16 protein-coding genes are annotated in these 18,045 nt (G+C 33.0%); 12 read left to right on the plus strand and 4 right to left on the minus strand.

The genetic code is table 11. The features are described from left to right. Positions 1 to 156: 156 nt before the first annotated feature. The 10 genes from HHU12_RS25080 to HHU12_RS25125 all read left to right on the plus strand — a co-directional run bounded on the left by HHU12_RS25080 (position 157) and on the right by HHU12_RS25125 (position 7,228). Positions 157 to 591 carry a hypothetical protein gene (locus tag HHU12_RS25080; protein ID WP_169659485.1) on the plus strand — a complete coding sequence of 145 codons (435 nt, stop codon included), beginning with the start codon at positions 157 to 159 and terminating at the stop codon, positions 589 to 591. 71 nt (positions 592 to 662) lie between these two features. Further along, positions 663 to 1,124, plus strand: coding sequence for a hypothetical protein (locus HHU12_RS25085; protein ID WP_169659486.1), 462 nt, complete (start codon positions 663 to 665; stop codon positions 1,122 to 1,124). 145 nt (positions 1,125 to 1,269) lie between these two features. After that, positions 1,270 to 1,614: a hypothetical protein gene (locus HHU12_RS25090; RefSeq protein WP_169659487.1), complete on the plus strand. Its 345-nt coding sequence runs from the start codon at positions 1,270 to 1,272 to the stop codon at positions 1,612 to 1,614. Between the two features lie 89 nt (positions 1,615 to 1,703). Continuing rightward, entirely contained in the window at positions 1,704 to 2,315 is a 612-nt protein-coding gene (locus tag HHU12_RS25095; protein WP_169659488.1) for a hypothetical protein, read from the plus strand. Between the two features lie 122 nt (positions 2,316 to 2,437). Further along, on the plus strand, positions 2,438 to 2,893 hold the full coding sequence (locus tag HHU12_RS25100) for a hypothetical protein (protein ID WP_169659489.1): 456 nt from the start codon (positions 2,438 to 2,440) through the stop codon (positions 2,891 to 2,893). Between the two features lie 91 nt (positions 2,894 to 2,984). Beyond that, entirely contained in the window at positions 2,985 to 3,509 is a 525-nt protein-coding gene (locus HHU12_RS25105) for a hypothetical protein (protein WP_169659490.1), read from the plus strand. Positions 3,510 to 3,802: 293 nt separating this feature from the next. Beyond that, entirely contained in the window at positions 3,803 to 4,423 is a 621-nt protein-coding gene (locus HHU12_RS25110) for a hypothetical protein (protein ID WP_169659491.1), read from the plus strand. A gap of 11 nt (positions 4,424 to 4,434) precedes the next feature. After that, positions 4,435 to 5,565 carry an RHS repeat domain-containing protein gene (locus HHU12_RS25115; RefSeq protein ID WP_169659492.1) on the plus strand — a complete coding sequence of 377 codons (1,131 nt, stop codon included), beginning with the start codon at positions 4,435 to 4,437 and terminating at the stop codon, positions 5,563 to 5,565. A gap of 1 nt (position 5,566) precedes the next feature. Beyond that, on the plus strand, positions 5,567 to 6,118 hold the full coding sequence (locus tag HHU12_RS25120) for a hypothetical protein (RefSeq protein ID WP_205959988.1): 552 nt from the start codon (positions 5,567 to 5,569) through the stop codon (positions 6,116 to 6,118). Between the two features lie 273 nt (positions 6,119 to 6,391). Further along, the gene (locus tag HHU12_RS25125; protein ID WP_169659494.1) at positions 6,392 to 7,228 is read left to right on the plus strand and encodes an Rpn family recombination-promoting nuclease/putative transposase; all 837 of its coding nucleotides are present in this window, start codon (positions 6,392 to 6,394) and stop codon (positions 7,226 to 7,228) included. Between the two features lie 130 nt (positions 7,229 to 7,358). Here HHU12_RS25125 and HHU12_RS25130 read toward each other — a convergent pair whose 3' ends face one another. The 3 genes from HHU12_RS25130 to HHU12_RS25140 form a co-directional block, all read right to left on the minus strand. After that, positions 7,359 to 9,704: a TonB-dependent receptor gene (locus HHU12_RS25130; protein WP_169659495.1), complete on the minus strand. Its 2,346-nt coding sequence runs from the start codon at positions 9,702 to 9,704 to the stop codon at positions 7,359 to 7,361. A 773-nt stretch (positions 9,705 to 10,477) separates the two neighbouring features. After that, positions 10,478 to 11,503 carry a uroporphyrinogen decarboxylase gene (gene hemE / locus HHU12_RS25135; protein ID WP_062618358.1) on the minus strand — a complete coding sequence of 342 codons (1,026 nt, stop codon included), beginning with the start codon at positions 11,501 to 11,503 and terminating at the stop codon, positions 10,478 to 10,480. 38 nt (positions 11,504 to 11,541) lie between these two features. After that, a complete protein-coding gene (locus HHU12_RS25140) occupies positions 11,542 to 12,957 on the minus strand; it encodes a CCA tRNA nucleotidyltransferase (RefSeq protein ID WP_169659510.1) in 1,416 nt (471 codons plus the stop codon). A gap of 201 nt (positions 12,958 to 13,158) precedes the next feature. On the opposite strand from HHU12_RS25140, the gene gldG reads away from it, so the two are divergent. Beyond that, positions 13,159 to 14,832: a gliding motility-associated ABC transporter substrate-binding protein GldG gene (gene gldG, locus HHU12_RS25145; RefSeq protein ID WP_169659496.1), complete on the plus strand. Its 1,674-nt coding sequence runs from the start codon at positions 13,159 to 13,161 to the stop codon at positions 14,830 to 14,832. A 168-nt stretch (positions 14,833 to 15,000) separates the two neighbouring features. Next, entirely contained in the window at positions 15,001 to 15,636 is a 636-nt protein-coding gene (locus HHU12_RS25150; protein ID WP_169659497.1) for a hypothetical protein, read from the plus strand. Positions 15,637 to 15,727: 91 nt separating this feature from the next. Here HHU12_RS25150 and HHU12_RS25155 read toward each other — a convergent pair whose 3' ends face one another. After that, entirely contained in the window at positions 15,728 to 17,989 is a 2,262-nt protein-coding gene (locus tag HHU12_RS25155) for a M1 family metallopeptidase (protein ID WP_169659498.1), read from the minus strand. Between the last annotated feature and the right edge of the window lie 56 nt (positions 17,990 to 18,045).

Raw genomic sequence — 18,045 nt, forward strand, 5'->3', positions numbered from 1 at the left:
ATGAAGATTTTATTAAATTTAAATTATCGCTGACTTACTTTTTGTCTAATTTAATGTCGGTGAGTAGTTACCATAATTTTATTATTGAGTATATCATGCAATAATAAAATTCATGATGAATTTCTAGATCAAAAAATAGTTGGTGATTCTTTAACCATGAACTTGTATCATGTAAAAGATCTTACTTTACAAAGGCAATTGATCGGGTATTGGGGGCTTTCTGAAAAATCAAAAATTGTCTATTTCCAAAAGCAAAATGACAATAAACTGTACTCCATTTTTTCAATTGCTGAGGACAAAAATAATCAAAAAAACTATTTTTGTGGTCAGTTAGGATCTACGGATATTTGCTATGAGTCAGTTGCTGAAAAAATTGATACCAGTAACTGTTTTTTAGTGAAAATGCTAGTTCTACCTTTAGATGGGGTGAATATTAAATATAAGAATCATGTTAAGTCAGCTTCATTTGGTAAGTTAATTTATTCATTGGAGTACGGTCCTATTTGGTTTAACTACAATCCAGATGAAAATTTTACAATATTACCTTGGACAGAAGAATGGGTTTTTGGTGAGGTATATTCACATCCTTAAAGGCAATCAATGTTCTAGGGTATTCTAAGACATCTGTGCAAAGATATTTACATCAATTGAATTAAAAGAAAATGAATGATTTAGAGGTTGCAAATTTTATAATTAATAAATTTAAGCGTAGGTATGGTGATAAAGAGTTGAAAACTCATAATGATAGATTGAATACTTTTATATTACGGGACTTAGAAACAGTTATAGATGAAAGTTTAGTTAGTAGTACTTTTGAAATCGCACAAGAAGAAATACCACTCTTATTTTGTGAATTACCCAATCAAAATAAGATTCTAATGACTACAAGGTGTATGTATAGCTTATATAAAAAGAAATTTTACAAGTTATTGTACTCAAAGTATTCTTTTTCAGATAGAAGTTACTATAGAAAAACAATTCAATTGGTGAGCGGTAAAACTGTAACATTTAAATATTGTTCAATTGACAATGAAGATTTTTTTTATGAAATAGATTCGTTTTATCCAGCTGATGCAGCTCATTATGTTGTTTGTCATGAAATGGTTTTGAATAAATTTTTCTAAGAGACTCTTTATAAATTTTTTAAATGAAAAATGAAGTCAAATTGGTATAAAATTAAGGTTTTTTATTTCCTTCTAGCATATCTTTTCATTTCATGTCATATTAAAAAAAAATGCTGTTTCAGCATATAATAATGAATATGATATTTTGATTCGTTATAGCAAATGTGATGATGCAGAATATGATAAACGACTATCTAAAGATTCTTTACATCTTTATATTGAAGAGGGGTTTGATAAAGATGTAATTGAAGTGATGATAGATGACAACCTTTCCTTTAAAGATTCAATTTCTACTTCTGAGGTATTAGGGATGTCAGAACATCTAATTCTGGGCCATAAGAAAAATATCAAAAAGGTTTCAATACGACTAAATGATAGCAAAGCCCTAATTACAGAATTTAATTCTTGTGATTGTAGTATACTAAAATTGAACCTTATTGATTCAGTATTGACCTTAGAGTTTTCTAACCACACATCTATGTATAGGTAATCTCAGTTGGCTTTTACCTAGATATCATTCTTAGTAATATTAAATTACTTGAACATAAAATTAAAGATAAACTATTAGGCTGTAAACAAATGAGAAACGAACTAATTATTGCATTGTTTTTTTTATTTATTACTAAGATAAATGCTCAGACAGATAAAACCTTTTATGTCGCTAAAATTGATATTTATGTTACTTTAAACCAAAAAGAGATAAATGAAAAACTTTCTGATGTTAACGAGGTTTCAGCTTATTTCCCTTTAAGCTGTTTATATTATCATGTGCATGATGATAATCTTTTAGTTTCTGATGAAAGGACAGAGGTAGGTTCTCTTACAAATAATATGGCGGTATTAATGATTGCAGAATATAAAGGACAAACTGAAAGTTATGTAAGCAACTCCATTTTTGCTTCTTATTTTGTAGGCTATGTTCATAAAAGGTGTTTAAAAGAAGATTTAATATGTTCAGAACAGGTGTTTTTACAATCTTTCTTTAGTAAAGAAAACCTTTTTTCAATTTCTAAAAGAGGGAAAGTGAAAAATTTTAAAAAGGGGAAATTAAGAAAAGAAGGTAAAAGTAAGTACCGTTTAACGTACAATGGCCATGATCCTAATTTTGGGAAGTATAAAGAAGAGTTTTTAGTGAGCGTACAGAAAGTTCATCATATCAAGAAGGTTTCAAGTGAATTCCCTTGTTATTAGTTAGCTTAAATATTAATCATAAGACATTACTTCGCTAAGTATAAGAATTGTTAGAAGAGATAAACTAAATCAAAAAGTAAAATGTAGAAATAAAAAGAAAAGTATTTTTGTACCTCACTTTAATGATGATTAATTTATATAGCCTTTCTTCTTGTTCATGTAAAAGCGATAAAATAGAAAACCAATATCCGATTTACGACATTGAAATAAATTACCTTATACAAGGTGAACATAAACCATATTTGAAGGCAAATAAATTGTTACCAGACAATACAGTGTTAATTTATTTTAGAGAAGGTTTTTCATCAGATCAAATGATATTGAAGACAAATAATAAGCAAACTGATCAGTTTATATTGGAGGATGATCATAGTATTGGTATGGCAGATATTACAAGAATTAATAACTTAGACAAAATAAATACCATTTCTTTCACCTTAAATAATGGACCAAGTTTGGAATATAGAATATTCAATGAAAATGTTATTAATTCAAAATTGATATTAGAATGTAGGTTTAGTAAATCAAACAATAAACTAATAGTAGAAACATTAGCAAATGCTAGAATTATAGATTAATTACTTCACAGTGCTATGGTTCAGTTCGTTAGTATGTGTATGGGGTTGCGAAAAGGGAGATGGTAACTATTTAGAAAACAACTAAAGATAGATGAAGAATAACCTTATTTATTTATTATTATTGGTTTTTATTTCATGTAATAATTCTAAACAGAATATTAATCGATTAAAAAAGGAATATGATTTTAATGTTAATAATTATTCCTATAATGGAATATTTAATGAGGTTCCTTATTTATATTCAACTGATTTTACTGATGATGACACTGTTTTCATAAGAGTTGATGAAAATGAATTTTATTTTCAACAGGGAAGAGATAAATTTATTTTAGGCAGGTGGTTAGTATTAACTGATACATTAGTTTTAGAACTCAAGAATTTAGAAAACATGACTTATAAATACCCTTTGCTTATCTTGTCTCAAGAAAATTCGAAAATTGATGAAATGAAATATTTTGGGCAATATACGGCAGGTTATTATATGGAACATTTCCCTCATGTAACAGAACAGTTTTTAATTGATAGGACAATAGGTATTGATTTAATTGATACTGTTTACTCTGTTATGGTGAAACAATATCCTACCCCCCCAACAAGAAGGTTTCTTTTCGTATAGATACCCCGATCAATGTATTTTTAGAGTCTCCATGAGAAAAGGCATATTAGATATTTATTATATGGATATTAATCATAAACATTCAAAAGGTTATATGATTCCTCTGTGCTTACAATTTAATTTAGGGTGTTATAATGATTACATCCAGAGTATAAAACTTTGAATATTAACTAACAACAGTTCTAAGCCTATTCGAAGTATTAAGCCGTAGGCGAATCTCAAGAGGAAGGGGCTTCTTCATGGAAGAATGAGTGGGAAGTTTTTATAAGTTTATGAACAGAATAAGTCCAATCATGATGAAAAGTAATTTTAAAATATCACTGAGAATTTGTGGAGTATTGTTAATGGTTTTTGGAGCATTTTCTTTTTTTAGTGGTATTCTTTTTTCATCTGATAAATTTAGTTTTAATGGTGAGGTTCCATTGAGTGATGTGCAAGATATTATTGTAGATCAAGATGGGTTTATATATTTAGGTACACAATTTTATGGAATGATACTTTGCTATAATAAAGAGGGAGAATTTATTAATTCATGGAATGTGGGAGCCAATAATGCTGCATTTAAGATGTTAATTTCAGATGATCAAAAAATTCATGTCGTAACAATCAGTAATAATAAAAGAGCAATTTTTTCGAGAACGGGAACTTTATTATCTCAAGAAGTAATACCTTATATTTATATTGATTCTGAAAGAGCAGGGAAATCAGCATTCTTCATGAGGAATAGATTTGTAATAAATGAATCAATATTTAATACCAAAATAATCCGCATCTCTGAATTGAATTCTGATAAGGTAATAATCAATCAAAATATTTTTTATTTAATATTAAAAGCACCTTTTCCTGCTATCTTATTTGTTTTTATTGGAGTAATAATAAATATTAGTCTTACTATTTTGGAGAGAAGGCAATAAATGTTATTTCAGTGTTCAGAATAGATTTAGATCCACTTTCAACAGGATTAAACCACAGAAGATATGCACTGAGTAACCACCTTGGAAATGTCTTAGTAACTCTGTCAGATGGAAGTGCCAATGTTCTTTCATACAGTGATTATTACCCTTTTGGTGCTAAAATAGCTGACCGAAGTTGGAATAGAGAGGGGTATCGTTATGGGTTTAATGGTAAAGAGAATGATACAGACCTCAATGGTTCTCAGTTGATACAGGATTATGGCTTTAGGGTGTATAATCCGGTGATTGGGAAGTTTTTGAGTGTTGATCCGTTGATGAAGAGTTATCCTCGGTTTACGCCTTATCAGTTTGCAGGGAATAGCCCTATCTTTTTCTTAGATATTGATGGTAGGGAGATTTATCCTTCCTCAAAACTTAATTCAGTGTATAAACAATCCTATGTTAATTCTATAAAACTACTTAGTCAGTCTGAAATTTTTTCTAAAGTATATAAACAAGTAAACGATAGTGACATAATGTTTGAGGTGTCGTCATTCTCATTATCTGATCCTGCTGATTACAAGGCATACACTAGTGGACAATTTAATGGTTTTTTGAGAGTAGTTCAAGATATCACTAATGATTACTTCTTTTTTGAAACTATAACGAAAAGAGGTTCAGAATTTAATCCACATCATATAAAATTCAGACCTGAAATGAAGGTAAAAGGGGAGACATTTTCACAAACATCTACAGTATTTGAAGAGATATTTCACGCAGGTCAACTTTTGTTTTATGGAGATCAAAAATCAAAGCCTATTTTTAGGGAAACTGAAGCAAAAGTTGCTAAAGCATTCGTTTATTTTTTAAATGGCGGATATCTTGAAGATCCTAAGTATAATCCAGAAAATAAAAATCCAAAACAGATAAAAGGCTGGAAAATGCAATACGCCTATGTATTTAGTACTTATGATGGTGTAACAGATTATTTTAATGCTTTAAAGAATGGTGATGAAATATCAGGTGATTTAGAACAGAGATTTAAGGACTCTGTAAAAAAATTGGCCAAAGAAGAGGTTACTAATGTTTATAAATTTTCACAAGAAGAGCTTGATACATATGATGGAAGCACAGATTACTTTGACTCTCTTAATAAGAAATAGAGTGATTAATTTATTATTAATGTTATTGTTTTCCTGCAACACAAATAATAAATTTGAAAAACTAAATATATCAAATAATGGCAATAGAGCCCAAAAAAACATTCTAGAAATCCCTTCAACTTGGGTGGGTAGTTATGAAGATGATTACGAAATAATGACTTTTTCTAAAAAACATTATCCAAGTAATGTAATTGATTTACTTAATTCTAAATACTATGAAATTTGTCCTCCATATTATTATTTAAAGTTTATTCAATTCGAGAAAAATAAACCTATATATGAAAGTGATATTGCAATTAAACCTGTGTCGGATAGTGTGTGTCATGTGTTGCAGTTTTTCTACCCTTTTAAAAAGGGAACAATAACTCATTATGAAGACACATCTAAGTGGGTTGTTTTGCTATCTATTGAAACAAAATATGGGTATGATTCGTGTCTAACATATATACCACCTAAGGAGAAAATATTGAGTGTTGTTGATGGTTTTAAACTTTTAAATGATTGGTTGATTTTGGAACCAACATCACCTACTCGACCAAATATAAAGCCGTAGGTGTTCCCCCCACCACTGTTCGTAATGTTAAGCGTTAGCGTCATTACGAACTATATCATTGTTTTAAGTTTCCGAACTTAAAACAAAAAAACACAAGCCAATCCTTTCTAAGTATTAAGCCGTAGGCGTTACTTAGAACTATCCAAAATTGAATAAGTTCCCAACTTATCACAACAAAACCCCAACCCCCACAAGCCAAAACACTTGTGGGGGTTCTTATCCCAAATTCAAACCAAAATTTAACTATATTTACCCCATAAACGAACAACAGTTATGTGTATTCCACATTATATCGACCCATTATCAAATATCGGGTTTAAGAAAATATTTGGAGAAGAAGCCAATAAAGATATTCTCATTGATTTTTTGAACTCGGTATTACCTGCCGAAGATCAAATCTATGATTTGACCTATAAGTCAACAGAGCATTTACCTAAAAATGACACGGATCGCAAAGCCATTTATGATTTATATTGTGAAAATGATAAAGGTGAAAAGTTTATCGTGGAGTTGCAACGTGCAGAACAGACACATTTTAAAGATCGCACAATCTATTATTCATCTTTTCCCATTCAAGAACAAGCCAAAAGAGGTAAAGGGTGGGATTATGAATTAAAAGCGGTTTATGTCATTTCCATCATGGATTTTATCTTTGATGAAAGGGATGAAGATTTCCATCATATCGTACAGTTGAAAAATCAAAAGAATCAAGTCTTCTATAAAAAACTGAAGTTCGTGTATTTAGAATTGCCAAAATTCAGAAAGCAGGAGAAAGACTTGAAAACCAACTTTGACAAATGGCTTTACCTTTTAAATAATATCACCACTTTTGAGCAAATGCCATCGGTATTAAAGGAGCATATTTTTAGAAAAGTACTGAAATTAGCAGAATATACAGCTCTTCCAAAAGCTGATCAAGAACTCTATGATGAGGATTTAAAGCGTTTTCGTGATTACACCAATACTTTGGATACGAGAGAGGAGAAAGGAAGAAGAGATGCTAATTTAAAGACAGCTAAAAATTTACTTCAAATGGGCTTATCAATAAAGCAAGTAGCTCAAGGTACAGGTTTGTCAATTAACGAAGTGAAGGAAATTGCGAATGCTTAGTGGATCGTGAGCTATAATGCATTGTGGCCTTACAGAGTTGTAATCTTTCAATTATTCACCAAAGCAATAATTGTTAGTAATTCTGTAGAGACGAAATACTTTGTACCTCACAATCCACCAGAGCAAAAAATTAAAATTCTATTTTATAAGCTAATGAAGGAATGACAATTTGAGCATCTGCTTTCTCTAGATCTTGAGTTTGATAGTTGTATAAATAACCATAATCATCCTTACTGCCAAGGGCATTTAATAGCTGTAATTTCCATGTGCCCGTATGTCTTCTTTTATTAATTTTCCAATAGAACGAAATATCTAAACGGTAGGATGGATCTTGTTTTTCCGTGTAAATTTTTGATTCATCATAGATGGCTTCTTTTTGATTCATACTCTCTTTGGTATCTAAGGGAGTGGTATATTTTCCCCCAAGAAGATTCATACGACCGCTAAGGCCTAACACTTTGTTTTTTGATTTTCCAACGACCCATTCTTTACCATAAATAGCATTGATCACAAATCCTCTATTGAATCTAGTATTACGTTCAACACTATCACCTCCCTTGTATTTTGAATCAAAGACAGAACCGGTAAACATATAGTAAAATCCCTGATTTAGACTTCTTGATAAAGTGATGTCTATTCCCATATTTTCACCTGTTCCAGTTCCTTCCATTTTATCTTCATACAGCCATTGAGCATCAATATTAATGGCCGAGTAAGAACTATCTGGAATTACAGGGACGTCATAGAGGCGTTGGTAATAGGGTTCGATACTAAGTGTAATTTTGTCATTAATATTCCAATCATATGAAAAAACATAATGATGAGATTTAGATAGTGGTAAGGAAGTATTAGGTTGAGTCATTACACCATTTTCTTCAATTTTACTAAAATACAATGGCAAAGGCTCTAGTTTGGAATGTTTACCATAAGCAAACCCGATAGACCTGTTGGGTGAGATTTGATAGGATAGGCTTGCTCTTGGTTCAAACGTCAACTCTTCGTTGAAATTTACATATTGGCTATGAATACCAACATTTAATTTTAAGCGAGAGGTCAAATCAAATTGAGACTGTGTAAAAAACTGATAAGTATTAATGGTGCTTTGTTCATCTAAATAGGTATACAATGGATCTTTAAACTCTGGAGAAAAAGCTAATTTTGAATTATAATGCAATTGATTGAAAATTACTCCCGTTCGGTTGAAGTGAGAGGCGTTAAATTTATGTTGCAATACCGTTGAGGCCGTCCACTTATTATTTTTAATACTCAAGTCCCTAGTCGGGTAGGTATCTAAAAGGAAATCATATCGCTCTTCTTCGTATCTTTTATATTCCTGTGAAGCTACAACAGATGTTTTTAAGAAGGTTTTATTGCTAAAGGAATAATTATGCGTTAAACCCAAAATTCCTGTTCGAAATGTACCAAGATCAGAATAACTATCGTATTCAGAAACCCATTTGGTGGTGTCTTTATTGGCTTTTGAATCAATACCATCTAATAAGCCTAAGCCCCAAATAGAAAATACACCTGCTTTTTTTGTGGGAACATTAATTTTAAAACTTAAATCTTGATAGGTTGGAATACCATTATCTTCAGGAAGAATAGGCTTTATTAGTGCGAGCGTTGAATATCTATAATTAAAGAGATAAGACGCATTACTATTTTTTGAAAAAGGACCTTCAGAAGAGATATCCAATCCTAATGTTCCCAATTGAACGGCATGTTCGGAAGTTTCATTGTTTCCATTTCTAAACTGCATATCAAAAACCCCTGACATTGCATTTCCATATTCGGCAGGGAAAGCGCCTGTTAAGAAGTCAGAATCACCTAACATCAGACCGCTTAGTGCAGATATTGCTCCGCCACCAAAAGAACCAAGACCTCCAAAATGATTGGGGTTAGGAATTTCTACACCTTCCAATCTCCATAAAACACCTTTGGGAGCATTTCCTCTAATCACCACACCATTATCATCTAAGTTACCTGTACTCACCCCGGCAAAAGAAGCCACAACCCTGGCAGGGTCATCAAAAACAGCCAACCTTTCTGTTTGTTCCACCGTGAAAGACTGTCCACTCACACTGACCATTTCATTTAATGTTTTACCATTGCCTTCAGAAGCTCTTATCACTACTTCTTCCATTTGAGTAGTACTTTCTTTAAGAGGAATGGTAAGGACTAATTCCTTCGCAGAATTCAGCATCAAATTATTGACCATTGCAGGTTCATATCCTACCAATGTTACCTTTAAGTTTTGTCGACCAACTGGAATACCTTCTAATCTAAAATTACCTTGGTCATCTGCAACAGTGCCTAGAGGAGTTTCCAAGGAAGTAACAATTATGGTAGCAAATGGTAGGGGAGCTTTAGAAGTGGCATCGACAATCTGACCTCTGATTACTTGCTTTAGTTCTTGTGAAAAGACAGTTGTTGCGAAAAGCAAGAAAAGCATAGAGCAAATAGTTTTTTTCATCATTTTAAATATTGATTTAAGAGCATTTAATTTTGTTTACATGATGATGACACCAAGAGAACGTTTTACCCCTATGCGTGATGAAAAAAATAATATGAAAGAGAAAACAACTATATCCGTTTGGTATGAATATGGAAGCCATTGAGAATGTATAGTTCTTTCAAATAATGAGGAATAATTTTAATATAGATGTTGAAGTTACAGATGAAAATTAAGTTATTGTTTATAATATTACTCAGTATATTGTATTATGTGATTCAAAAAATTATATCCGTGATGCTTGTCTTTTTTTTCTATGGATCAGGTACTCAAAGTTCAAAATATATGGTTTTTTTGAGCTGGCATTTATAATAGCACATCTGCTTTTTTTCTTTTTTTTATATAAAAAGAAGCACATGTATTCCTTAAAGTTTATCATAATTCATTATTTCATATCAATCCTATTAATCTATCTCCTTACTAATGCGGGTATTATACTAGGTTTGGGAGTTTACTAAATTTAGATTATTTCAAATTTCATATATTCTCAGTCTAGCGCAAGTGTTAAACCGGAGGTGTCACTTGTGCTTACAATTGTTATAAGTCTGAAGACTTATAGCTGAAGCAACACTATTTATAACTAAAAGTCTACAGACTTTTTCCAGATTTAGGTCCAAGTCACGCTTTCAGCTTAAGACTTGAAACAGTAATATAACTAGGAGAAATAGCTTGAAACAAAAAAAGTCTGAAAATCACGAAGACTTACAGACTTTTCTATTCTTTTATTCCGATAAGGATTATCTCATTTTCTCAGAGTACTCCTTCACAGTATTAATAAACACTTTTACTTTTTCAGGATCAATGTCTGGGTAAACACCGTGGCCTAAGTTAGCGATATGCTTATCAGGACCGAATTTATCCAACATTGCTTTTGTTGCTTTTTCAACCTCAGCATTAGAGCCGTATAAAGCACATGGATCAAGGTTACCTTGTAATACTTTACCGTTAGTCAACATTCTTGATTCAGCAACATCCATGTTCCAGTCTAAACCTACCGTATTACAGTTGCTTCTTCCGATTGCTTCTCTAGCAAAGTAAGCGCCTTTAGCGAATACCGTTTTTGGAACCTCAGTGATAGCGTCACAGATTTGGTTGATATAAGGCATTGCAAAAACGCTGTATTGTTCTGGAGAAAGAATACCAGCCCATGAATCAAAAATTTGAATCATATCAGCACCTGCTTTGATTTGAGCTTTCAAATACGCAATAGTACTGTCAGTGATCATTTGTAATAACTGATGAGAGAATTCAGGATTTGTATAGAACATTTTCTTTGCTTTAGAGAATGTTTTTGATCCTTGTCCTTCAATCATATAACAGAAAATTGTAAATGGAGCACCTGCAAAACCAATCAAAGGAACTCTACCATTTAACTCTTTCTTTGTCAACTTAATTGCTTCTAAAACATAACCTAAATCAGATTCAACATCTGCTACTCTGATTTTTTGAAGATCTGCTTCTGACTGTATCGTGTTAGGGAAGAAGGGACCTCTTTTTTCTACCATCTCGTAAGGTAACCCCATTGCTTCAGGAATTACTAAGATATCTGAGAAAATAATTGCCGCATCAACACCTAATAAATCTACAGGTTGGATTGTAACTTCTGCTGCTAATTCGGGAGTTTGACATAATTCCACAAAACCAGATACACTATTTCTAACGGCTCTATATTCAGGAAGAATACGCCCTGCTTGACGCATTAACCATACTGGTGTTCTTTCTGTCTTTTCACCTCTTGCAGTACGAAGAATTAAATCATTCATGTTATATTTTCAATTAAGTTGTTTGGTGTTCGTTTTAATTATTCAACAGGCGTTAACCCAAGATCTTTCCCTATGTTTACCATAAATGGAAAGGCTTCTTCTTCGGTATTTTTGATTTTACCGTCTAGAATAGCTTCACGGACTTGATCCTTGATTTGCCCTACTTCACGAGAAGGTTTGATACCGAACGTCTCCATAATTCTCTCACCCGTAATAACAGGCTGGAAGTTACGAATCTGATCACTTTCTTCTACTTCGATCAACCTCGATTCTACATAATCAAAATTGGCCAAATATTTCTTTACCTTTTTATCGTCTTTAGAAGTAATATCTGCTCTGCAAAGTGCCATTAATGCCTCTACATCATCACCGGCTTCAAAAAGCAAACGGCGAACAGCGGAGTCGGTAACTTCTTTTTTCACAAGAGCAATCGGACGTAAATGAAGTCGTACTAATTTCTGTACGAATTTCATCTTGTCATTCAATGGCAATTTCAAACGCTTGAAAATACCAGGAACCATACGTGCTCCTTTGTCTTCATGCCCATGGAATGTCCAACCTACTTTAGGATTGAATCGCTTGGTCGGAGGTTTAGCAATATCGTGAAGAATTGCCGCCCAACGTAACCATAAGTCATCTGATTTCTCAGCAACATTGTCCAACACCTTTAAGGTATGATAGAAATTATCTTTATGCCCTTTGCCGTCTCTACGTTCAACACCGTAGAGATTATTCATTTCAGGGAAAATCAATTCCAATAATCCTGAAGTGAACAAAAGCTTAAAGCCATAAGATGGGAGTGGAGAGAGGATGATTTTATTTAATTCATCCATGATTCTTTCCTTGGATACAATCTCAATGCGTTCCTTATTATCGGTAATCGCCTGGAAAGTATCGGGGTCTATATCAAAAGAAAGCTGAGAGGCAAAACGGATCGCTCTCATCATTCTTAGGGGATCATCAGAAAAAGTAATGTTAGGTTCTAAAGGTGTAATGATGTTCTTTTTCTTCAAGTCATCTACACCTCCAAACGGATCAACCAAATCGCCAAAATCCTCAAGATTAAGAGAGATTGCTAAAGCATTGATAGTGAAATCTCTTCTGTTTTGGTCGTCTTCCAACGTACCATCCTCCACAATCGGCTTGCGTGATTCCCTACGGTAAGATTCTTTTCTTGCTCCTACAAATTCTACTTCGTAATCATCGAACTTTACCATAGCTGTACCAAAGCTCTTGAAAGTATTGCAAGGAAGGTTACCACCATTTTTAGCCACTTGTTCGGCCAAAACGATTCCACTACCTACACAAACTATATCAATGTCTTTGGAAGGACGCTTAAGAAGTAAGTCTCTGACAAAACCACCTACTAGGTATGTTTTGAAACCAACCTCCTGCGCACTTTGAGCAACGATCTGGAAAATTGGATTTTTATCTAATGTATCTTTAAAATTGATTTCTGACACAATCAAAAAGTACTAAAAAACTATAAATTCAAACTGAAATGCAAAAATACATTATTTTATGCTAGAAAAGAGATTAATAATTGATAATTGACAAATCAACTCGAAAAATTGGTGTAATCTTGATTTATTATTTTGCAAAATCACCTAAACATCCGATTTTGCGAGAAATTTAATGACAAGCAAATTTGTTCAATGATTATGCGTAAGTGGGAAGACCTATTATCTTTTTCTGCAGTAGTACTTTTTTTTATATTACTTAATATACATTCAGATCAACTTTTTTTCCGTTGGGATTTGACCGAAGAAAAGCGATTTAGCATCAATCCTGCTACGGAAAGGTTATTGAATAATCTTCCTGATGAAGTACAAATTGATGTTTATCTAGATGGCCCCTTGAATGCAGAATTCGAGCATTTGAAGCAATCTATCCAAGAAACTTTAGATGAGTTTAAAATCCAATCCAATGGGCAATTAGACTATCGTTTTGTTGACCCTAATGACTTTGCTGATCAAAGACAAAAAAGAGCCTTCCAGCAATCCATTATCAAAAAAGGTATTCCTCAAACTACTCTTTTTGATGTTTCTGCAAATGGAGAACAAACACAACGTCTGATTTACCCAGGAGCCTTAGTTTCATACAAAGGAAAACAGAAAGGAGTTCTTCTTTTAAAAGGCAACAAAGCAAGATCTTCTCAAGAGCAGATCAATCAATCTATAGAGGGTGTAGAATTTGAGTTAGCCAGTGCTATCAAGGAACTTTCTCAAACGCAATCCAAGAAAATTGCCATTATTCAAGGACATGATGAATTGACACCTACAGAAATGACGGAAGCGATTGAAGCGTTAAAGAAAAAATATTACGTTGCTGAAGTAAATGATATGAGTACATTAAATCAGTTTGATGGAATTATCGTTGCTCAACCTAAAAAGAAATTTCCAAATAGAGATAAATATTATATCGATCAATATTTGATGAATGGCGGAAATGCAATGTTCTTGATGGATAGGGTACAGATGAACAAAGACTCTATTCCTTTAGGAGGAACTTACGCATTTGGTTACGATTTAAATATTGAAGACCTACTTTTTAGATTAGGTGTAAGACCAAATATTGATTTAATCCAAGATCAGCAAACAGGTTTGATTGAGATCGTGGTGGGGAATTTAGGAGATAAAGCAAACCTTAAGAAATTACCATGGCCTTACTTTATGTACTTAAATACGTTCTCAGAACATCCTATAGTGAGAAACATGGATGTGATTTATGGGAAATTTGTAAGCACATTGGATACAGTAAAATCTAAAGGAATCAAGAAAACACCTTTAGTCTATACTTCCAATTACTCAAGGATCAGAAAAATGCCAAATATCGTATCGTTGGATGAAATCAAAGAAGTGAATCAGAAAGAACTTTTTAATACACCTCATATTCCTGTTGCGTATCTCTTAGAAGGTAAATTCAAATCTTTATATGCCAACCGTTTTCCTCCCAAAGGCATTCCTAAATCTTCATTGATTAAATCTGGAAAGAAGGAAAGTAAAGTAATTGTAATGGGAGATGCAGATATTATTAGAAACGAATTCAATCCTGCCACTGGAAAAATGGAATCCATAGAATTTGACCGTTTTCAAAACCAATCTCTATCCAACCTTGATTTCTTAATGAACGCGATGGATTACCTTACGGATGATGAAGGCTTAATTTTAGCAAGAAATAAGAAGGTCACTATTCGTCCACTTGATTCTTTTAAGATCAGAGAAGAAAAGACAATGTGGCAATGGATCAATGTTGGAGTTCCTGTGGTGATTACTATTCTTTTGGGAATTGGTTTTATTTATCAGAGGAGGAGAAAGTATAATAAATAACTAAGTTAATTTAGATTTCTTCTACTTCTATTTATTCTAATTGATATATATATTGTAAATGCTATTGATGAGTTAACTCAATAGCATTTTTTTATTCATTTAACTTAAAGCAAAATAATGACTAGAAACGAACAATTGGTTTTTTGTAAAAAATGTACCAACCGAAAAATGAATCCAAAAGTGGGTTTAATCTGTAGTTTAACGGGAGAAAAAGCAACTTTTAATGGTGAATGTCCAGATTATAATCTTGATGAAACAAAGAAAGGTTATTCTGGTGTAGAAGATATGGAATTAGCTCCAGAAGAGATTAAAGCACGTTTGTCGATGGAGGATCTTGAGGAACTAAGATTGGAACAAAATTTACCAATGGGATTGATAGCAGGAATTATCACAGGTCTTGTAGGTTCATTAGTTTGGAGTGGAATTTCAATTGCTACATTGTATCAAATCAATTATTTGGCAATTGGAATTGGTGTTGCAGTTGGAATATCAATCCGATATTTTGGAAAAGGATTGGATAAAATTTTTGGTGTATCAGGTGCTTTGATAGCATTGTCTTCGATAGTGTTAGGTAATGTATTGACCATAATTGGACTGATAGGGAATGAACAAAATTTGTCATTTTTTCAAGTTTTGTTACTTATGGACTTCTCTTATATACCGGAATTATTAATGGAAACATTTGACCCTAGAGACCTCATTTTCTATGGATTTGCTTTAGCAATGGGTTATAAATTTTCATTCAGACAATTTTCAACAAATGAATTGGATGAGTACAGAAGGAAAAAAATTCAATCGAGTTAGAAATGCAGACAAAATTTTCGAAATAACAAAAAAAAAGCCACTAAAACCTCAAAAGTTCTAGTGGCTGTTTCCATTAAAAGTATATTACAATTTACCTTCTCCCTTTATACAACTGAAAACGATTCACTTGTTTTTCTCTAGGGAAGTAGTTGTTATAAGTATCAATATCGGCTGTTTCTCTGTTAGGGTCTAATACAAAAGAAACGACCTTTTTCTTTTCTACAAATACTTTGGTGATGTTGACATTATCTTTTCTCCAAACTTCGGCAGGGATATACACTTTTTTACTAGTGCTATCTTCATAGTTTTTCTGAAGGATGATAGGCATGATCAAACCACCTACGTTCTTGAAGTCGATTTGATAGATAAAGTGATCTTCCTTTAACCACTCTTTATCTTCTTTTGTCAAACCGTTTTGATAGCGCTTGAATTGTTGTGCTTCTTCGGGCGTTTTATCCAAAGGATCATAAGAGTTATAGAAATCCTGAAGTTGTTTCTTCTTTTCAACTCTTGTGATTAAGCCTACTTCCTCATTATGAATTTCTGTGATGGTAGGAGTTTTAGACGAACGTAATTCTTTACGTTTCTTTTCTTCAATATTTGGATCTTGTGAATCAAGTTCTTTAAACGTTACGTTCTCAATGCTGATATCACAAGGTTCGGTAGTATAGAACCAACCTCTCCAAAACCAATCTAAATCAACTCCAGAAGCATCTTCCATTGTTCTAAAGAAATCAGCAGGAGTAGGGTGTTTAAATTTCCATCTTCTTGCATACTCTTTAAAAGCATAATCAAAAAGCTCTCTTCCCATTACTGTTTCTCTAAGGATATTCAAAGCAGTAGCTGGTTTTGAATAGGCATTATAACCAAATTGATGAATGGATTCAGAGTTGGTCATTGTAGGTGAAATACCTGCGGGATCACCTTTCATATAATCTACAATTAACTCAGGGAAACCTTCTCTACTAGGATAACCTGCTTCCCACTCTTGTTCTGCTAGGAATTGTAAGAAAGAGTTTAAACCTTCATCCATCCATGTCCATTGACGTTCATCGGAGTTGACAATCATTGGGAAGTAGTTGTGGCCTACTTCATGGAAGATTACTGAAAGCATACCATACTTGGTTCTTTTAGTATAGTTTCCTTTTTCGTCCACTCTTCCGTAGTTGAAACAGATCATTGGGTATTCCATGCCATTTTCTGCTTCCACTGAGATCGCCACTGGATAAGGATAATCAAAAGTATATTTTGAATACACTTCTAAAGTATGTGCTACAGCTTCTGTTGAATATCTTTTATAAAGATCATAAGCTTCTTTAGGATAGTAAGACATAGCCATTACGGTCTTTCCTCCAACTTCAACACCCATTGCGTCCCAAAGTAATTTACGAGAAGATCCCATAGCAAAGTCTCTTACATTTTCAGCAGTATAATGCCAAGTTTTTGTTCCTTTCGCTTTTTTCTTTTCCTTCTTTTGAACTTCTTTCAATGTTACGATCATTTCAGGTTTCTCAGAAGTTTTCGCTTTTTCAATTCTTTGAATTTGCTCTTCTGTCAATACTGAAGAATCTTGTAAAACACCTGTAGAAGCTACTATATGATCAGAGGGGACAGTAAATTTTACATCATAATCACCGAAGGTTAATGCAAACTCACCATTTCCAAGAAACTGCTTGTTCTGCCATCCATTGACATCATCATAAACCGCCATTCTTGGGTACCATTGTGTGATAGTGTAAAGCGTATTGCCATCAGGGAATTCCTCATAACCACCACGGCCACCCATTAAATTACGGTCATTGATATTGTAGCTCCATTCCACATTAAATGTAAACTGATCTCCCGGTTTCATGGGATATTCAATATCTACACGCATCATGGTTTGATTGATGACATAAGGGATCTTATTACCGTTTGCATCAGTAACAGAAGCGATTTTATGGCCACCATCATAATCAGGGTAACCTTCTATTCTTTGAAGCTTTTTAAGAGAGGCTTTGTCTTCAATTTTGCTTTGCTGAATCTTATATGTATTCGAGTTTTTAGCTCTCATATTTTGATCCAATTGCACCCATAGGTATTTAATAACATCTGGAGAGTTATTCGTATAAGTAATGGTTTCTTTACCAGTAAGGCGATGATTGGATTCATCAAGACTAGCTTCAATAATATAATCAGCCTTTTGTTGCCAATACTTGTGTCCAGGAGCACCAGATCCGGTTCTGTAAACGTTGGGAGTTGGAAGTTCTTCGTCTAGTTGCTTAAACTTATTGTTATTATAAAACTCTTTTTGAGCAAAAATTGCTGAAGAGGTAAAAAGAGTAAGGAGTAGGGTAATATATAGTCTTTTCATATCATATTCATAAACCAAAAACGACCACCTTTCGATGGTCGTTTCTGTAATTATCA

Source organism: Flammeovirga aprica JL-4, from assembly GCF_012844305.1.
In the GTDB taxonomy this organism is placed as follows: Bacteria; Bacteroidota; Bacteroidia; order Cytophagales; family Flammeovirgaceae; genus Flammeovirga; species Flammeovirga aprica.